The following is an 18,510-nucleotide window of genomic DNA, read 5'->3' on the forward strand; positions in this document are numbered from 1 at the left end:
AAACTCATTTACCTTGTATAACCGCCAAAACCACCACTTATTAGCCTGAAATAATTTCACTTAAGCTGCTGTTAAAATTAAAAACACCGCTATAGCATGTGGCTTTTATTTTAAATCTAAAACATCAACCATAGAATATAACCCTGCTGGCTTATCATGCAGCCACTGGGCAGCGTGCACAGCCCCTTTTGCAAATGTCAGTCGGCTAGATGCCTTATGGGTTATTTCTAATCGCTCACCAATATCAGCGAACAAAGCGGTATGCTCACCTACAATATCGCCTGCGCGAACGGTAGCAAACCCAATAGTGCCTTGGTCGCGCTCAGGTTCTTTTCCTTCACGGCCGTATACTGCACATGTCTTTAAGTCACGACCCAGTTCATCGGCAATAGCTTCACCAATGGCCATGGCGGTGCCGGAAGGTGCATCTTGTTTAAACCTGTGGTGGGCTTCCATAATTTCTATATCAGCCGTGTTACCTAACGCCTTCGCAGCTTGTCGAACCAATGACAACATCAGGTTAACGCCCACGCTGTAGTTAGCCGCAAATACAATAGGAATGGTTTTCGCCGCTTCATCTAGCGCAGCCAATTGGCTTTCACTTAGCCCAGTAGTACCAATGACCACTGGCATTTTGTTGGCCACACACCATGCAATATTATTTTCAAACACCACTGGCAATGTAAAATCAATCATTACATCGGCGTGTGATTGGGTTAAAGCAGACATGCCTAAGCAATCAATTGGCTTTTTGCCAATGCCTGCCAGTTCGCCTACATTCATGCCAACCCAAGGAGAGTCATCGCGCACCGTAGCAACGCTCAATTCTGCATTCTCGTTTTGATCTAGTGCTTCAATAAGCACCCGACCCATGCGCCCATTGGCGCCAAATAAACCTACTTTCATTTACGTTATTCTTTTCCTTTAACAGTAAACGCATTTTGCCAAATGCAGTTACTATTGCAACGAGATAAGCTTAAATATTACCGATAATTGAAAAATTGCAGCATTAATACAAAAAAGGCGGGCAACCTATCGTTTTTAACGGTAAAAATAGCTAGCATGATAGCCTGTGGGTTTACCCCAAGACCTAGATGACGTGAAAAATACCGTTTATTGAATTACTTCAAAACACATAGGCAGAATAATATGCATAAACAGCTTATATGGGATCTCCCCACTCGGCTTTTCCACTGGCTATTGGTTGCCAGTATTGCAGCACAATATATTACCGCTGAGTGGATGGATGATGCGACCCAATGGCATTTCTATATTGGCTACTTCACCTTAGGGCTTTTAGTATTTAGGGTGATTTGGGGAGTCATAGGCCCAACTTATGCCCGCTTTAGTCAATTTGTGAAAGGCCCTAGTGCGGTAATAGGTTATTTACGTACGCTGTTTGATAAAAACAGCGCCGCTGTGGCAGGCCACAATCCCCTCGGTGGCTGGTTTGTGGTAGTAATGATTTCACTGTTGTTGGTACAAGCAGTAAGCGGCTTGTTTATGACCGATGATATTTTTCTAGATGGCCCCTATCGCCATCTTGTCAGCGGTAGCACGGTAGACCTTATGAATACCTTGCACCATCTCGCCTTCGAGATTTTACTGTGGGTAATAGGCTTACATGTTGCCGCTATTGGGTTTTATGCCGTGTATAAAAAGCAAAAACTTGTGCCCCCTATGTTTCATGGCAAAAAAGAAACTCAAGCTCCCCCTATTCCTTCATCGCGCCTTTTGCTAGCTCTGGCTATAGCACTAATGACAGCGGCTGCGCTTTACTACGCGATAGAAATTGCGCCGCCCGCACCTGAAGTAGAAGAGTACTTCTAACTCCTTGTGCAAGAGAAAAGATAAGGCTTAGCGTTCAACTAAGCCTTTGTGTTTCATTAAATCGGCAATCTCTGTCACACTGGCTGGGTCGTCAATGGTAGACGGTATATTGATTGGCTCATCAGCCGCGATTTGCCTTAACAGTTTACGCAATATTTTCCCTGAACGTGTTTTTGGCAAGCGGCTCACAATAATGGCACGCTTGAAGCTGGCTACCGGGCCTATCGTATTTCGTACTTTAGCAATGAGCTCTTGCTCAAAGGCCGCTTCTTCTACTTCAACGCCATCTTTAAGTAAGACTAAGCCTACTGGAATCTGCCCTTTTAGCGCGTCAGCCACTCCAATAACACTGCACTCAGCCACCGCATGGTGTGAAGCCAGTACTTCTTCCATTTCCCCAGTTGATAATCGATGCCCCGCCACATTGATGACATCGTCGGTTCTGCCCATAATGAACACAAACCCTTCTTCATCTATGTACCCATTATCACCCGTGCTGTAATAACCTTCGAATTCCTGCAAATACCCTTGGGTGAAACGCTTATGGTCTCGCCAGATAGTCGTTAAACACCCGGGAGGCAACGGCAAAGAAATGGCTATTGCCCCTTTTTTACCTACGGAGACTTGCTCCCCACTTGAACCGAGCACTTTTACGTTAAAGCCGGGGGTTGGTACGCTAGATGAACCAGGTTTAGTGCTCAAAGGTTCTATGCCAATGGGATTAGAACAAATGGGCCATCCGGTTTCGGTTTGCCACCAATGATCAACCACCGGCTTACCGGTTTTTTCCACAGTCCAATGATATGTTGGCGGATCTAATCGTTCTCCTGCCATAAAAATAGTACGCAAGCTACTTAGGTCATAACGGCCGATGCAACTAGCTTCAGGGTCTTCTTTTCTAATCGCTCTGAATGCCGTTGGCGCTGCAAACAGTACACTTATTTTATGCTGCTCTACCATACGCCAGAATGCGCCAGCATCTGGTGTACCTACGGGCTTGCCTTCAAACATGACAGTAGTAGCCCCCTTTATTAGGGGTCCATAAACAATGTAAGAGTGCCCTACTACCCAGCCCACATCAGATGCTGCCCAAAAAACATCACCTTGATCTATTCCGTAAATGGCTTGCATAGAATAATTAAGTGCTACCGCATGACCACCATTGTCACGAACAACCCCTTTGGGTTTGCCCGTTGTGCCAGAGGTATACAAAATATAAAGGGGGTCGGTAGCATCTACGGCTGTGCATTCTACTGGCTCGCTGGCTTGACACAATGCTTGCCAATCGTGGTCAAAATCATCAACAAGAGAAGCGGCAAGCTGTTTGCGTTGATAAACAACGCAGCCTACCGGTTTGTGGTGAGCAAGGGCAATAGCGTCGTCAACCATGGGTTTGTAAGGCAGTAGTTTTTTACCTTCTATTCCGCACGACGCCGTAATAATGAGTGCAGGTTCGGCATCATCAATTCTGACCGCTAATTCACTGGCGGCGAAGCCACCAAATACCACCGAGTGAATTGCGCCAATTCTTGCAACCGCTAACATTGCTACCGCCGCTTGAGGGATCATAGGCATATACACAATAACGGTATCGCCTTTCGTCACACCAAGGCTAGTGAGTGCGCCCGCTAACGTAGCCACCTCATTGAGTAGGGTATTGTAGGTCCAGGTTTCTTGCGTGTTGGTAACAGGGGAATCGTAAATTAGTGCCGCGCTCTCACCGCGGCCAGCGTTTACATGGTGATCTAATGCCAAATAACTAGTATTAAGCTTTCCCCCTTTAAACCACTGAGGATAGCCGTTTGTATCTTCGCTAATTGCTGTTTTAGGGGGAGTAAACCAGTCGAGATACTGTGCTTTATCTAGCCAAAATGCTTCTGGGTTATCAATTGACGCCTGATATTCTTGATGATAATTCATGACCGTTTCCGCAGTAAAGTATTACTTTACCCTACTTCATAAACATGAATTTATCGTATAAGACTTCAGGCTTACGTTAATTAAGCTACTGTATTCACTGAAATTATTTATTAAACCTTTGTGCTATCAGCATCGTCAATTTGGTGTTAGTGAATATAAACACGGGGTTTAATGTGGTTCGCTTTACCCAATAGTCACGCTATTTCACTGGTAATTTTGCACGCCAATCTCTGACATTAAGAGGCCTGTCTAGAAAGTACCCTTGAAAAACATGACAACCACGCTTCTTTGCATCGTCAAATTGCGTGGTATTTTCTATTCCTTCTGCCACAGTTCTTAGCTCGAATATATTTGCGATATCGAAAATACTGTTTAATAGCGGGCTTTGCGCCCCCTTCCCATCCTCTTCATCAATAAAGTGCCTATCAAGTTTTACTTCTTTTATGCAAAGGTCGCGAAGGTAACTTAAATTCAAATTACCACTACCAAAATGATCTATGGAAAAAGATACCCCTTTCTCTGATAGCTCTTTCATTGAGTTACGTACCAAAGCAAAACTTCCGATAAGTTCGGCCTCTCTAAGTTCAATGGTGAGGCTCCCCGTAGGAATATTCCAATGAGCAATCACTGCGAGCATTTTTTCGCTAAAGTCGGCTCTAGCCATATGTTTGGCACTAATATTAATTGAGAGCCGTGTTCTCAAACCGCTTTTATTACACTCGTATAATAGCTTTCCGCATTCATTCATCACCCATTGGCCAATTTCTACTATTGCATCAGTCTCTTCAGCAATAGGAATAAACTCAGCGGGGGCAATTAAGCCTAATTGGGGGTGCTGCCAACGAACTAACGCCTCGGCACACACCATACTGCCATCGCCCTCATATTGGGGTTGCAACTCAATGAAGAGTTCATGATTACTGACAGCAGCACCAAGGGATTGTCGAATAAAATTGTATCGGTCATAACCCACACTAGAAGCACTATGAAAAACCACTGGTGTATTTACTTGGTCTGCGCTCAGTTGGTTATACCCTTGGGAAAGCATATGCCTGACTTTCGTCACGCTTGCCTCCATGCCCTTAAGCTGGCAAATGGTCACTACGGCATAAATTTTATGCGGGCTATTGTGCAAGGTGATATCGCTACACACTTCATCGGTAAATTGCTGTTTAACTGCATCAATAGCGTGGCGAGCTTCTTTATCTTCCTCGGTAATGACGTCTTCGTATAACAAATAAAAGTTGCTTTCTGCGCCTCTGTAAATAGAAAAGGGTTTAGAAAATGTTCGGGTGAGCCTAGAGGCAAGAATACGCATAACATAATCGGCGGTAGGCTGGCCAAACGCCTGCTTATACTGACTTATATTGTCGATAGAAATTTGCGCACAATAGATATCAGCATAGGTTACTCCCGCTTTTCGAATTACACACTTCAACCCCTTTTCGAACAGTTTAGTGTTTGGCAGTTGGGTGATATTGTCATAGAAAGCCGCTTGATAAACTTGGTCTGCCAATTGTTTTCGAACACTCATATCTCGAAATACCACCACTATCCGTTTCTGCATATCGAAATGAAAAGAAGATAGTGAAATATCAACAGGGATCAGGCCACCATTTTTATGGCTAACAAAGTGGTGTTCCACGGAAGCTTTAGTGGTTTTCCTCCCCCCTTTCATGAAAGTTTTCAGGTGATCTTTAGTATTTTGTGATTCAACTTTAGGCACCAATATACAGATATCTTGCCCTATTAGTTCATCAGCATCGTAACCTAGCACATGCTCAACCGTGTTGTTGGCCGTGATCACTGTGCCTTCTTCATCAATCGTCACTAGCGCATCTGCAATACTGTCCAAAATAGTAGAAAGGTATTCCGTGTAGTTGTGTTGGGTATCCGATAAGCGTTTATGTTCTGTTATATCCTGTACAGAACCATAAATTCTATACACATTGTCTTGATGCTTTTGAGTACCATCCGACTGAGGTGTACCCGTCATTTTTAGCCAGCGCCGATAACCTTCAGCATTGATGTACTCTACTTCTAATGCAAAAGTAGAGAGTGACTTAATTGCCGCTTTAATCTCCATGGCAATTTTTTCGCGGCTATCTTGTGGGAAGTTGGCTAACGCTCGCTCTACCGTGATATCTCTTCCAGGCGTAACACCGAACAATAAGTAGGTTTCTCTTGTCCACGCGACAACCCCAGCATGTAAATCGAGCTCCCAGCCACCAACATGAGAGATACGCCCTATTTCATTGAGTAACTGAATCTTTTCGGCGAGCTTGTCGGTAAAGGGATGCTGAATAAGTTTATATTGAAGACTTAGTTCTATTTGCTGGCGGGCGATACTGGCGTAATGCTTTTGTTGATTCGTTAATTGGTGACATGGGAGCACAATAAAAACAGCACCAATAATATTACCTTGAAAATCTTTTATCCCACCGACAATCACGTTTTGGTTGACACATTTTTTTAGCGCCTCTGGCCATTCAAAATCACTGCCCGGTAAAGTGGCACTCATTTCTGTCATTGATAATAGGAGTTGAGCATGCTTGGGCATGACCAGTGTTTGTTTCTTTGAATCGGCATTATTATCATCGCAGAATAGAATATCCACGCGACTGGCGGTAGGAGGTAATGAAACGAGCAAGACTGCGGTAGCTTCCGTATTTACTCTGGCTTCACTCAACCGCGAGGTAACTTCTGGCAAACTACTATCTTGTAAAGAGCCCAACAATCCGTCGTGAAGCTGCATTATAGGTGAACTCCAATCCATCTCAAGATGGTTATAGTACGATCATTTATCGTTGAATATTGGCTTAATGTCTTTCATTGCTTACGCAAAACTGTGATCACTATTTAACCAACAATAGTGAGTTTTTATTACTTTTTCCAGCACATTTGCAATAAGAAATGAGTAATCACCTGACATATAATAAGAATTTATGCGCCAGTATAAATAAGTCGTATATTTAAAGTGATAAACATGAGGGAATATGAATAACAGCGCACGAAAGCTCATGCGCTGCGAATGACTCAAAGGGTTAGTCTTTTTTGTAGTCGTCGTGACAAGACTTGCAGCTTGCACCTATTTTGCCAATCGCGCCGCGATAAGCACCTTCATCCCCTGCTTTTACTGCCGCTTGTAAGCCCATAGAGGCTTCTTTTAAAGCAGCAATCTTGGTTTCTACGTCCGGGAAGTTTTCCCATAACGCGTCTTTAGCACCTGTCTCGACGTTGAATTTACGTGTATCGACTGACAAGTAATCACTCATCATATCTGCAAGTTGTTCCAAACGTACGCCATTGGTCATCATCACAGACTCGTCAAAAGGTAGCGCACCTTTCGCCATGCCGCCCAACGGTCCCATATTGCTGCGTATCAATTGGAACATTGCTTGGCGGTATTGCGTCGCCGCTTTTGCGTGCTTTTCTGACGAGGCTTCTGATGTTTCCGTCGCCGCAATGGCACCACCAGCTAAAACGGTTGCTAACGTTGCGGTAGCTAACGTGGTCTTTATTATCTTTCCTAGATTCTTGCTCATAGTTATCGCCATGCCTGTTCGTTGTGTTGGTCTGGTTTCTATCCTGACGAATACCCACCTTTTGCGCAAGGTTTTAGCATGTAAATTTTGTATTTTTCCGATGTTTAGGACAAAAAAAAGCCCTCCTAAGAGGGCTTTTTTAATGCGATACAATTTAGTTAGTTAAATCATCGAAAAACTTTTTCACACCGTCAAAGAAGCCTTGTGCTTTTGGACTGTGTTTACTTGATGCTTTACCCATCGATTCTTCTAATTCTTGCAGCAATTCTTTTTGACGTGATGATAAGCTAACCGGTGTTTCCACCACGACTTTACACATCAAATCGCCAACCGCGCCACTTCGAACCGATTTAACGCCTTTACCACGTAAACGGAACATACGTCCTGTCTGGGTTTCAGGGCTAATCTTAAGTTTCACTTTGCCATCGAGCGTAGGTACTTCTAGCTCGCCACCTAGCGCTGCTGTTGTGAAACTTAATGGTACTTCACAGTACAAGTTGTTGCCGTCACGCTGGAATATTTTGTGTTCACGCACATGTACTTGAACATACAAGTCACCTGCCGGTGCACCATTCTCTCCTGCTTCGCCTTCGCCAGATAAACGAATACGATCGCCGGTATCAACACCAGATGGGATCTTAACATTAAGGGTTTTGGTTTTTTCTTTACGACCATGGCCATGACAGCTATTACATGGATCTTCAATAATCTTGCCTTTGCCTGAACAGGTTGGGCAAGTTTGTTGAACCGCAAAAAAGCCTTGGCGCATTTGCACCTGACCGTTTCCATGACAGGTTGGGCACGTTTTGGGCGTAGAGCCTTTCTTCGCACCAGAACCGTCACACACTTCACATTCAACCAATGTAGGCACGCGAATATCAACGCTTTTGCCACGTACCGCTTCTTCAAGCGAGAGTTCTAGGTTGTAACGAAGGTCTGAGCCCTGACGAGCACGTGATTGACGACCGCCGCGAGCACCGCCGCCACCGAAAATATCACCAAATACATCACCGAAGATATCACCGAAGTCGCCACCACCACCAAAGCCAGCGCCACCGCGATTAGGATCTACACCAGCGTGGCCATACTGATCGTAAGCGGCACGCTTTTGCGCATCGTTTAATACTTCGTAGGCTTCCTGGATTTCCTTGAATTTAACTTCAAGGGCTTTATCGCCCTGTGTACGGTCTGGGTGATATTTCATCGCTAGCTTTTTATACGCTTTTTTGATTTCGCGTTCGCCAGCGCCTTTATCTACCCCAAGCACTTCGTAGTAGTCACGTTTCGACATAGTGTTTACTTATCCTACCTATTATTATCACAAGCACGTTGTTCGAGCACATTATCGCCCTTGTGAAACTACATTTATTATCGTGTTTTATTACACGACAAAGGCGCAACAAGTGAACCTGATGCGCCTTAACTGCTAAAGTTTGCCCGGCTTACCGGGCATATCGCAACAGTTTGCTTACTTTTTATCTTCGTCTTTGACTTCTTCAAACTCAGCGTCAACAACGTCTTCATCAGCTTGACCAGTTGCTTGTTGCTCAGCACCTTCAGCGCCCGCTTCACCGGCCGCGCCTGCTTGCTGTGCTTGAGCCGCTTCCATCAACTTGCTAGACGCTTGAATGAGTTCTTGCGTTTTCGCTTCGATGTCTGCTTTGTCTTCGCCTTTAACCGCTGTTTCTAGCGCGCTAACAGCTTCTTCGATTGGCGCTTTATCTTCTGCACTTAGTGCATCACCAACTTCTTCAAGTTGCTTGCGAGTAGCGTGGATCATGCCATCAGCTTGGTTACGTGCTTGAATGAGTTCTTCAAACTTAGCATCAGCTTCTTTGTTAGCTTCTGCATCAGCAACCATCTTCTCGACTTCTTCATCACTTAAGCCTGAAGACGCTTTAATTGTGATCTTCTGCTCTTTACCTGTGTCTTTATCTTTCGCAGACACATGTAAGATACCATCCGCATCCAAGTCGAAAGTTACTTCGATTTGAGGGGTACCACGTGAAGCTGGACGAATACCTTCAAGGTTGAACTGACCTAGTGATTTATTACCGCTAGATTGCTTACGCTCACCTTGTAGCACGTGTACTGTTACCGCAGACTGGTTATCTTCAGCAGTAGAGAAAGTTTGCGACTTCTTCGTTGGAATAGTCGTGTTCTTCTCAATTAGTGCTGTCATCACGCCGCCCATGGTTTCGATACCAAGAGACAAGGGCGTTACGTCAAGAAGTAGTACGTCTTTAACGTCACCAGAAAGTACACCACCTTGAATTGCTGCACCTACTGCTACGGCTTCATCAGGGTTAACGTCTTTACGTGGCTCTTTACCGAAAAATTCAGTAACTAGCTTCTGTACCAATGGCATACGTGTTTGACCACCTACCAAGATAATATCTTGGATATCACCTACTGATAGATCAGAGTCTGCCAACGCTTGCTTAAGCGGGTTAAGGGTATTCTTGACAAGCTCTTCAACCAAAGACTCAAGTTTTGCACGCGTTAGTTTAATCGCTAAGTGCTTAGGACCTGAACCGTCTGCTGTGATGTACGGTAGGTTAACTTCCGTTTGCTGTGAAGAAGAAAGCTCAATTTTCGCTTTCTCACCGGCTTCTTTAAGACGCTGCATAGCAAGCGGATCTTTACGTAAGTCGATGCCTTGGTCTTTCTTGAATTCGTCAACAAGGTAGTTAATTACACGGTTATCGAAATCTTCACCACCAAGGTGAGTATCACCATTAGTTGCTAGTACTTCAAACGTGTGCTCGCCGTCTACTTCATCAATTTCGATTATAGAGATATCGAACGTACCGCCACCAAGGTCGTATACCGCAACCACGTTATCGCCTTGCTTTTTGTCCATACCGTACGCTAACGCAGCCGCAGTTGGCTCGTTGATAATACGTTTAACTTCTAGACCAGCAATACGACCCGCATCTTTCGTTGCTTGACGCTGTGAATCGTTAAAGTAAGCAGGGACAGTAATTACTGCGCCAGTCACTTCTTCGCCAAGATAATCTTCAGCGGTTTTTTTCATTTTCTTAAGTACTTCAGCAGAAACTTGAGGAGGCGCCATTTTCTCGCCTTTCGCTTCTACCCATGCATCACCGTTGTCTGCACCTACAATTTTGTAAGGCATGATGTCGATGTCGCGTTGTACTTCTTTATCTTGAAAACGACGGCCAATTAAGCGTTTAATCGCGAAAAGCGTGTTTTCAGGATTTGTTACCGCTTGGCGCTTAGCAGATTGGCCCACTAAAGTTTCGCCGTCGTTTGTGTAAGCAATGATTGATGGCGTTGTACGATCGCCTTCCGCGTTTTCAAGTACGCGAGGTTTGTCGCCGTCTAGCACTGCGACACATGAATTCGTTGTACCTAAATCGATACCAATGATTCTACCCATTACGTGTCTCCAAAAATTTATTTAATCTACAGTTTTAGTGGGGTTATTCCGCACTATTTTCAATAGTTGTCAGTAAAAAAACTGACATTTTTGTGTAATTTATGCCGCAAGACGTATTTACGCTTGCGTATCTACACCACCGCTAGGCGCTCTCGAAACCATAACCATGGCTGGGCGCAACAAACGGCCATTAATTTGATACCCTTTTTGCATAACCGCCATTACCGTATTCGGTGCGTGGTCTGCACTTTCTTGCATAGACATAGCTTGGTGCAAGTCAGGGTTAAAGGTTTCACCCTGCGGATCAATAAGGCTCAATCCAAATTTCTCAATAGTGCTTAAGAAACTTTTATGCGTCATTTCTACACCTTCAAGCAACGGCTTAACCGCTTCGTTCTCGCCATCGGTTAATTCGATAGCGCGCTCAAGGTTATCAACAACAGGAAGAAGCTCACCCGCAAAACGCTCTAATGCGAACTTACGTGCTTTTTCTACTTCCATTTCAGCGCGGCGACGGGCGTTTTCCACATCAGCACGGGCACGTAATACGCTATCTTGCTGTTCTTTAATGGTTGCCTGTGCTTCTGAAAGTGCTGTTTCCAGTTCATAGATGCGCTGCGTTGCATCTGATTCAGCTTCTGGTGAAGATTGCTCTTCTTGTATCACTTCAGCATTTTGTACGGTTTCGTCTACGCCAGAAACTTCTTGCTCTGCCTGCACGTCGCGGTTATCGCTCATGCTTTCCTCCAAACGTTAATGTCTATACTGCATAAACCCATGAATGACTCGTACTCAATCATAGGCAATGTCTATGTTGGGATTAATTATGGGGCTGCTTTAACCGCCTTCAAGGGTAACCACACTATTTTTATGGTTTGTTTTTGCGTTTTTTTAAATAGATCAATAAATGCGAGCTGCACACCCACACCTTGTAAAAAACATGTTAACTTTAATACGTATTGTATTAGGGAATTTTGATGCTCAGTATTTGGACCGTTGGAACGGTAGTTGCCCTTTATTTGCTCGCATTATTTGCCATTGCCTTTTGGGGCGATAAGCGGCTACGCGATAATCAACAGCACCCTATTTTATACAGCTTGGGATTAGGGGTTCACTGCACATCGTGGGCGTTCTTTGGCACCACATCTCAAGCGGCTGAATACGGTTGGGCCGTCATACCTACTTATATGGGTATTATCCTTACCATGGCGTTTGCTTTTCCCGTGGTACTGCACATTAGCCGGTTATGTCAGCAACACAATATCAGCTCGTTGGCCGATTTAATTGGCCTTAAATATCAACACTCTCACCTTATTGCCGCGTTAATCACCTTGCTGTGCTTTATTGGTGTAATTCCTTATATCGCCTTGCAGCTAGACGCTATCACAAAAAGCATCAACCTCATTACACCCGATACTCAGCATTCAACGCAAAACGTAAGTTTATATGTGGCGGGGCTAATGGCTATTTTTGCCATTGTATTTGGTACACGCACGCTCAACCTTACCGACAAGCACCCAGGTTTGCTGCTTAGCATTGCCTTTGAATCGGTGGTGAAGCTTGTTGCACTTTGGGTGGTGGGCATATTTGTTTGTTTTTACGTGTTTGATGGCGTGCTTGATTTAGTCACACAAGCCGCCAGTAGCGACGCGGCGCGCAGTGTTATTTATGCCGACAGGGCACCATGGGTGTATTTATCGCACGTACTTTTAGGTGTGTGTTCTATGTTTGTATTACCGCGCCAATTTCACATGAACTTCGTTGAATTAAACGGCGAAGGAGAATTAAGAACCGCTCGCTGGCTATTTCCCCTGTACCTATTGGGTATGACGGTGTTTCTTATTCCCTTGGCATTGGCTGGTAAAGTGTTACTGCCGCAAAGCGTCAATTCCGATGCGTATGTATTAGCCCTTCCTCTGTATGCAGAAAATATGTCTGTTTCTATTATTGCTTTTATTGGTGGCCTATCGGCTACTACCAGCATGGTCATTGTTGCAACGCTTGCCCTTGGCATCATGATAGCCAACAACTTAGTTACTCCGTTGTGGCTGAAGCTACGTTTGCGCGCTGAACCCAATCACACTATGCAACCCAGTAAAATTTTAACTATCCGGCGCCTTACCGTATTGGTGGTGTTGTCAGTGGCACTTTGGTATCACTTAAATGTTAGCCAATCAGCTCCCTTAGTAAAAAGCGGTATTATTGCGATTGCCTTACTAGGCCAGTGCTTTCCTGTGCTTATGTTCGGTATTTATTGGCAACGAAGTACCAAATCTGCCGCCGTATGCGCGTTGCTAGCCGGCTTTAGCTTTTGGGTAATGTACTTGCTGTACCCCAGCATAATGTCGAGCTATTACTTTAATAGCCCACCTTCTGATGCCGAGCTAGGAATAGGGTTTGCTTATTCTCTATTAGCGAACTGCGTCACCTTTATTGTGGTTTCTTATATTACGTTCAAACGCCCGCTTCATGGCATTGAACACGAAACGCTTGCATCACCTGCTTTTGCTATTCGCATTAAAGATTTAACGGCGTTAACGAAGCGCGTGCTAGACCCCAATGTTCATCAAGCTTTAGTAAATCAACTTTCTGTGAATATCTCCGATGCTAATGATGCCAATTCTGGTTACGCAAACCATACCCTTCTGCAGCGCACAGAAAAATTGCTCAGCGCTCAAGTGGGTACGCCAAGTGCGCGCATATTGCTAGGCGCTATTACCGAAACTAAAAACGAGACCTTGCCTGAATTAGTAGATTGGGTAGAAGAAGCGTCGCAATCTTTTCAGTTTAATCATGAGGTACTGCAATCGTCGGTACAAAATATTGAGCAAGGCATTAGCGTATTAGATGAAAAGCTGCAGTTATTAGCGTGGAATGAGCGCTATATTGAAATGTTCGACTACCCTCGGGCTTTCCTTAAAACCGGTATGTCGATTGAAAGTATTCTTTCTTACAACGCTAAACGAGGACTATTCGGTAACGCCACGCTAAGCAACGAAGAAATTAATAAACGTATTGTTTATATGAAAGAAGGCAGCCGGTATAAGTACGTACGAAAACAACCTGACGGAAAAGTGATTGAGCTAAACGGCTCACCACTTCCAGGGGGCGGATATGTAACAACCTACAGTGATATAACAGAATACATTGCCATTCAAGAAGCCCTTGAGCGCGCTAAATTTGACTTAGAAGGCCGCGTAGCTGCCCGCACTGAAGAGCTGCAGCATGCAAAACTTGAAGCCGACAGGGCAAATGAAAGTAAAACTAAATTTTTAGCCGCAGCTGGGCACGATCTCATGCAACCCTTTAATGCCGCTACCTTATTCGCCGCCATGCTGGCTCAAAAAACCAAAGGTGGTGAATTAGCCACACTTTCAGAGGGGGTGGTAAGCTCACTTAATAGTGCAGAAAGCCTGCTAACTATGTTACTAGATATGACCAAGTTGGAGTCGGGCAAGCTGGCTCCACAAACAAGCGATTTTGCACTTGATGATATGTTAGCGCCACTCGTTCAAGAGTTTAGTGTAATAGCAGCATCTAAAGGCTTAACCTTGCGTTATGTACCCACCCTACTCGTTATTCATTCCGATAAAAACTTGTTACGCCGTATTGTACAAAACTTATTATCGAATGCGATACGCTATACTGCTGCCGGCAAGGTGCTGATTGGGGTAAGGCGCAAGTACATGCCATCAGGCTTTCAGTTAAATTCGGGATCAAATGCGCCGCTAGTTGATATTTGTGTTTACGACACAGGAGCTGGTATTCCTAGCCACCAGCAAAGTGAAATTTTCAATGAATTCCATCAATTAGACGAAAAACAAAACGCCCAAGGTTTGGGATTAGGGTTAACTATCGTAGAGCGCATAGGCCGGTTGCTACACCACCCTATTTCACTGGTATCCACAGTAAACAAGGGCAGCAAATTTAGTGTGTCTGTACCTTGCGCTGAAATTTCAGCTAGCAACGGGCACTTAGACATGAAAAGCGCGGGCGTTGCACATGCCGAAACGGCAGAGCCTCAATCAAACTCAACCAGTGACGACATAAAGCTAAGCGCAGCGACAACCCACTCGATGCCAATTAAGCCGTTTTTGGCCGGCAGGCGAATACTACTGATAGAAAATGATGCACAAATAGCCCAAGCCATGGTGGTTTTACTTTCTGATTGGGGCGCAGTAGTGCTAGTTGCCGAGAATACCAATGAATCGATACAAACATGTCCTACACCACCGGACTTGCTTCTTGTTGATTATCATTTAGATGCAGGTGAAACCGGTACGCAAGCTGTTTCTCAATTACAAGCTATTTGGGGGCGCAAGGTATCGGGGGTTTTAATTACTGCAAACAGAAGTGAGGGGATTAGGGATGCTGCTAGCGACTTAGGGCTTTATTATTTACCCAAGCCTGTTAAACCTTTAGCCCTTAAGCGCTTGCTTAAAAATGAATTGAAACGTAATGATTAGGCAAATGAGCAGATGAACAATATAAATGGTTATGCTTCATTAACAGGTTATGCTTATTAATGCGTGAGTTTGTTTGATGCGTTAGTTAAAATCGGCTTGTTTAATTAATAGCTTAGACCTATTCGTGTACAGCCATAGCATGTTTAAACGCAATACCTGCTTTCGTTCGATTAATAACCTTCAACTTTCTTAATACTGCTGAAACGTGCTGCTTTACGGTAGACTCGGAGATATCCAGTTCATAGGCAATTTGCTTGTTTAACAGCCCATCCGCTACCATCCGCAGCACTTTTAATTGGTGAGGCGTGAGCATGGCTAGCTTAACGCTAAAATCGTCAACTTCAATGTTATCTTTAGTAAGATTCACTACCGACTCAGGAAGCCATTGCTCGCCCTCTAGTACACGTTCAACCGCCTCAGCTATACATTCAATGGATGCCGATTTAGGAATGAAACCGCACGCACCTAAAGAAAGTGCCTTGCGAATAAGGTTTACCTCTTCAAATGCCGTCACCATTACCACCAACACATCGGGGAATCGTGCACGCACCTCAGACAACCCTATCAGGCCATCGTTACCCGGCATCTTCACGTCTAAAAATACCAAGTCGATATCTGGGTTAGCTTCAAGCTGACTTAGGGTTTCATTCAGCGTGGATGCTTGCAGTATGTTTGGGCCCACAATATCGCCAAGAGCTTGACACATTGCCGCTCGAAATAAGGGGTGGTCGTCTGCAATAAGTACGCGTATTTTCATTTTAATATCTGCCGCACAATTGTAACAATAATGTTAATCACATAATAACACGATAGTTACAAATACCTAGTATTAAAAGGCGCCTATATAGGGTGTAAAATACGATAACCTAATAAACGTAGCCGCAAATAACAAAGCCGAAACATGATATTCCGGCTTATGTCTGGTCGTTAACTATAACGCTAACCGTTATACTAGTTGTCAATATTAAAAACGATACCCTAGCGTAACGTGAACCGTACGTGGGTCGCCATAATACCCAATTAACGTGGTATCACCACCTAGACCCGGCCCGAAATTACCGTCTTCGTCTCGGGTAACAAAATCATATCCACCCACCAAATATTCTTCGTCGGTAAGGTTTTTCACATGAAGGCCTGCGTACCAGTCGCCCTCTACACTTTCCCATCGCGCACTTAAATTCACCATGCCATAAGCATCTTGTTCAATTAGATCGCTGGTTTCAAACAGCAAGTAGTCATCACGATAGTAGTAGTTGGCATTTAACGTAATATCGCCAAAGCCGGTTTCAAGCAGATAATTAGCACCAATGTTCAATGTATTTTCAGGTGTGCTAGCCAAACCAATGAGAGGGGGTATCGCATTGTTTTTCTTAATTTCAAAGTCGATATACCCGTAAGCCACGTCAAATTGTAAGTTATCCGAGGCTACCCACGTCATTTCAACTTCTGCGCCTTTTGCGGCCGTTTCAGCAGCATTACGCAAACGTTGATCTAGCGCAGTTGGATCGCTTAAATCACCTTCAATACCAATGTATTGTCGGTCTGAATGGTCATACGAAAACAAGGTTACATTCAATCGCAATGCTTCGTTTAAGTCACTTTTCATGCCCACTTCGTAGCTATCAACTACTTCGGGTTCAACCCCGGGCTCGTTTACCGTAGCTCGTGGATTAAAGGTGCCCGATTTAAAGCCTTGCGAATAACTCGCAAAAAACATTGTATCGCGGCTCATTTGGTATTCCACGCCAACTCGCGGCGTAAAGCGTGACCAGCTTTCCACTGCAGGTCCTTCAAATACCCCATCACCGTCACTGTCAGTACCCAGCACTTGAGGCACTAAGTCACCATCAGGGCGAACATACCCATCAATCCAATCGGTATAAGGGTATACGTTGGCGAAGATTAAGCCGTTATTTACGGTTGCCGACTTTTCTTCATCAGTGAAGCGGGCGCCGAGTGAGAGAGAAAGCTTATCGTTGATGTCGTAATTAAATTGCGCATAAGCAGCCCAACTTTCTGAGTTGTTACAGCCGCTTACTTCACGTGTTAAACCTGGCGCGCCTAGCGCTACACCTAACACACCTAAAACCGCATCGAAGTTTCCGCATGACTCACCATCATAAAGATATAAGCCAGATACGAGCGAGTAGCTATTTCCCATGTAATTTAGCTGTAATTCATGGGTGTCATTGCTATCGTCATACTCGGCGGGCACATCAAAGATAGGCAATGCCGTATTATCAAAATCAATATTTGTAGGCGAGTAACTCTCGCGATGTGAGCCTATATATTTAAGTTCTAAATTATCGCTTACATTATATCGGGCTAGCCAGTTATACCCTTCAAGTTCTACTTTATTCCAGGTAGGCAAACTGGTGTACGAATCGAACTTTGAATCAGGCACGGGCGCGTCGGTTAGAATACTGGGGATAAGACGATAGCCACCTTTTGCGTTCGAGGTATCTTCGGTTTTATCCCAGCCGAAACGGAAAAACAAATCATCACTAGCGTGTACTTCTAAGGTAAGACGAGCAGCCCATAAATCTTTGTTATAGTTTTCTTTATCTTGGCCGTCTAATGCACTTACTAAATATTCGCCAAAGCCGTCGCGATTTAAATTAGCGTAACCTACGCCCAAATACACCGTATCTTCTATTAGTGGAATTTGCCCAGTGACCTTAAGATCCCGCTGGCTATAACTACCAAGGGTAGCTTGCACATTTAACTGGGTTTCCCCTGTCATTTCTTTGGTGACATATTTAACTGCCCCACCAATAGTATTTTTGCCATAAAGCGTACCCTGCGGCCCGCGTAGTACTTCAATGCGCTGTACATCTAACAAATCGAGTACCGCACCTTGTGGGCGAGCAATGTATACATCATCAACGTAAATACCTACGCCAGGCTCGTATCCCCAAAGCGGGTCTTGCTGACCTAAGCCACGAATAAACGCGGTTAACGTAGAGTTCGTGCCACGGCTGGTTTGCAATGTAGTGTTCGGCGAGAACTGTTGAACTTCGGTGAGTACGCTTATGCCCTTTTCGGCTAACTCAATAGCACCAATTGAGGTAATAGCGACAGGAGTTTCCTGCAACGATTCAACGGTTTTTCGTGCGGTAACTTCAATACGTTCCAGTTTGCCTTTTTCGTCAGCATCTGCGTCTTGAGCAAACGTAGTGGGTGAAATTAACAGTGCGCTCGCAACAGCTGCTGCACAGATAGAGCGAGGGTAACGCTGCATGTGTGTAGTGAGTGACATAGTGTGTCCTTTTTTAATTCTAAATTATCGTTACTGTCGGATGTAATGCCTGCGGTCGAACTTTACTCTAGGTAATTTTACCCTCGT

The 18,510-nt window shown here is 44.5% G+C and carries 11 protein-coding genes; 2 read left to right on the forward strand and 9 right to left on the reverse strand.

The genetic code is table 11. The annotated features are described in order from the left end of the window. Positions 1–105: 105 nt before the first annotated feature. Positions 106–906 (reverse strand): 4-hydroxy-tetrahydrodipicolinate reductase, encoded by an 801-nt coding sequence (gene dapB, locus JKP82_RS11585; RefSeq protein ID WP_159531233.1) that lies wholly within the window; start codon positions 904–906, stop codon positions 106–108. A 243-nt stretch (positions 907–1,149) separates the two neighbouring features. Here dapB and JKP82_RS11590 point away from each other — a divergent pair, with 243 nt between their 5' ends. Continuing rightward, complete coding sequence (locus tag JKP82_RS11590) at positions 1,150–1,830, forward strand: cytochrome b/b6 domain-containing protein (protein WP_218397113.1); 681 nt, start codon at positions 1,150–1,152, stop codon at positions 1,828–1,830. 27 nt (positions 1,831–1,857) lie between these two features. On the opposite strand, the gene JKP82_RS11595 is transcribed toward JKP82_RS11590, so the two are convergent. The 6 genes from JKP82_RS11595 to grpE all read right to left on the reverse strand — a co-directional run bounded on the left by JKP82_RS11595 (position 1,858) and on the right by grpE (position 11,436). Continuing rightward, positions 1,858–3,750 carry a propionyl-CoA synthetase gene (locus tag JKP82_RS11595; RefSeq protein WP_218397115.1) on the reverse strand — a complete coding sequence of 631 codons (1,893 nt, stop codon included), beginning with the start codon at positions 3,748–3,750 and terminating at the stop codon, positions 1,858–1,860. Between the two features lie 199 nt (positions 3,751–3,949). Then, positions 3,950–6,505, reverse strand: coding sequence for a GGDEF domain-containing phosphodiesterase (locus JKP82_RS11600; RefSeq protein ID WP_218397117.1), 2,556 nt, complete (start codon positions 6,503–6,505; stop codon positions 3,950–3,952). Between the two features lie 289 nt (positions 6,506–6,794). Further along, positions 6,795–7,295 (reverse strand): c-type cytochrome, encoded by a 501-nt coding sequence (locus JKP82_RS11605; RefSeq protein WP_218397118.1) that lies wholly within the window; start codon positions 7,293–7,295, stop codon positions 6,795–6,797. Between the two features lie 154 nt (positions 7,296–7,449). Then, positions 7,450–8,586, reverse strand: a complete 1,137-nt coding sequence (gene dnaJ / locus JKP82_RS11610) for a molecular chaperone DnaJ (RefSeq protein WP_159531241.1) — start codon at positions 8,584–8,586, stop codon at positions 7,450–7,452. Positions 8,587–8,763: 177 nt separating this feature from the next. Beyond that, positions 8,764–10,698, reverse strand: a complete 1,935-nt coding sequence (gene dnaK, locus JKP82_RS11615; RefSeq protein WP_159531243.1) for a molecular chaperone DnaK — start codon at positions 10,696–10,698, stop codon at positions 8,764–8,766. Positions 10,699–10,815: 117 nt separating this feature from the next. Then, on the reverse strand, positions 10,816–11,436 hold the full coding sequence (gene grpE, locus JKP82_RS11620; RefSeq protein ID WP_159531245.1) for a nucleotide exchange factor GrpE: 621 nt from the start codon (positions 11,434–11,436) through the stop codon (positions 10,816–10,818). Positions 11,437–11,675: 239 nt separating this feature from the next. On the opposite strand from grpE, the gene JKP82_RS11625 reads away from it, so the two are divergent. After that, positions 11,676–15,164 (forward strand): hybrid sensor histidine kinase/response regulator, encoded by a 3,489-nt coding sequence (locus JKP82_RS11625; RefSeq protein WP_159531247.1) that lies wholly within the window; start codon positions 11,676–11,678, stop codon positions 15,162–15,164. 118 nt (positions 15,165–15,282) lie between these two features. Here the strand turns inward: JKP82_RS11625 and JKP82_RS11630 are convergent, their stop codons facing one another. Beyond that, a complete protein-coding gene (locus JKP82_RS11630) occupies positions 15,283–15,921 on the reverse strand; it encodes a response regulator (RefSeq protein WP_159531249.1) in 639 nt (212 codons plus the stop codon). A 207-nt stretch (positions 15,922–16,128) separates the two neighbouring features. Next, the gene (locus tag JKP82_RS11635; protein ID WP_159531251.1) at positions 16,129–18,423 is read right to left on the reverse strand and encodes a TonB-dependent receptor; all 2,295 of its coding nucleotides are present in this window, start codon (positions 18,421–18,423) and stop codon (positions 16,129–16,131) included. Between the last annotated feature and the right edge of the window lie 87 nt (positions 18,424–18,510).

The sequence above is a fragment of the Alteromonas lipotrueae genome (genome assembly GCF_019249215.1).
GTDB classification, from domain to species: Bacteria; Pseudomonadota; Gammaproteobacteria; order Enterobacterales; family Alteromonadaceae; genus Alteromonas; species Alteromonas lipotrueae.

Excerpts from the sequence above, each read along its gene's own strand:
- dapB (WP_159531233.1), bottom strand. The coding sequence starts at position 906 with ATGAAAGTAGGTTTATTTGGCGCCAATGGGCGCATGGGTCGGGTGCTT.
- JKP82_RS11590 (WP_218397113.1), top strand. The coding sequence starts at position 1,150 with ATGCATAAACAGCTTATATGGGATCTCCCCACTCGGCTTTTCCACTGG.
- JKP82_RS11595 (WP_218397115.1), bottom strand. The coding sequence starts at position 3,750 with ATGAATTATCATCAAGAATATCAGGCGTCAATTGATAACCCAGAAGCA.
- JKP82_RS11600 (WP_218397117.1), bottom strand. The coding sequence starts at position 6,505 with ATGCAGCTTCACGACGGATTGTTGGGCTCTTTACAAGATAGTAGTTTG.
- JKP82_RS11605 (WP_218397118.1), bottom strand. The coding sequence starts at position 7,295 with ATGAGCAAGAATCTAGGAAAGATAATAAAGACCACGTTAGCTACCGCA.
- dnaJ (WP_159531241.1), bottom strand. The coding sequence starts at position 8,586 with ATGTCGAAACGTGACTACTACGAAGTGCTTGGGGTAGATAAAGGCGCT.
- dnaK (WP_159531243.1), bottom strand. The coding sequence starts at position 10,698 with ATGGGTAGAATCATTGGTATCGATTTAGGTACAACGAATTCATGTGTC.
- grpE (WP_159531245.1), bottom strand. The coding sequence starts at position 11,436 with ATGAGCGATAACCGCGACGTGCAGGCAGAGCAAGAAGTTTCTGGCGTA.
- JKP82_RS11625 (WP_159531247.1), top strand. The coding sequence starts at position 11,676 with ATGCTCAGTATTTGGACCGTTGGAACGGTAGTTGCCCTTTATTTGCTC.
- JKP82_RS11630 (WP_159531249.1), bottom strand. The coding sequence starts at position 15,921 with ATGAAAATACGCGTACTTATTGCAGACGACCACCCCTTATTTCGAGCG.
- JKP82_RS11635 (WP_159531251.1), bottom strand. The coding sequence starts at position 18,423 with ATGTCACTCACTACACACATGCAGCGTTACCCTCGCTCTATCTGTGCA.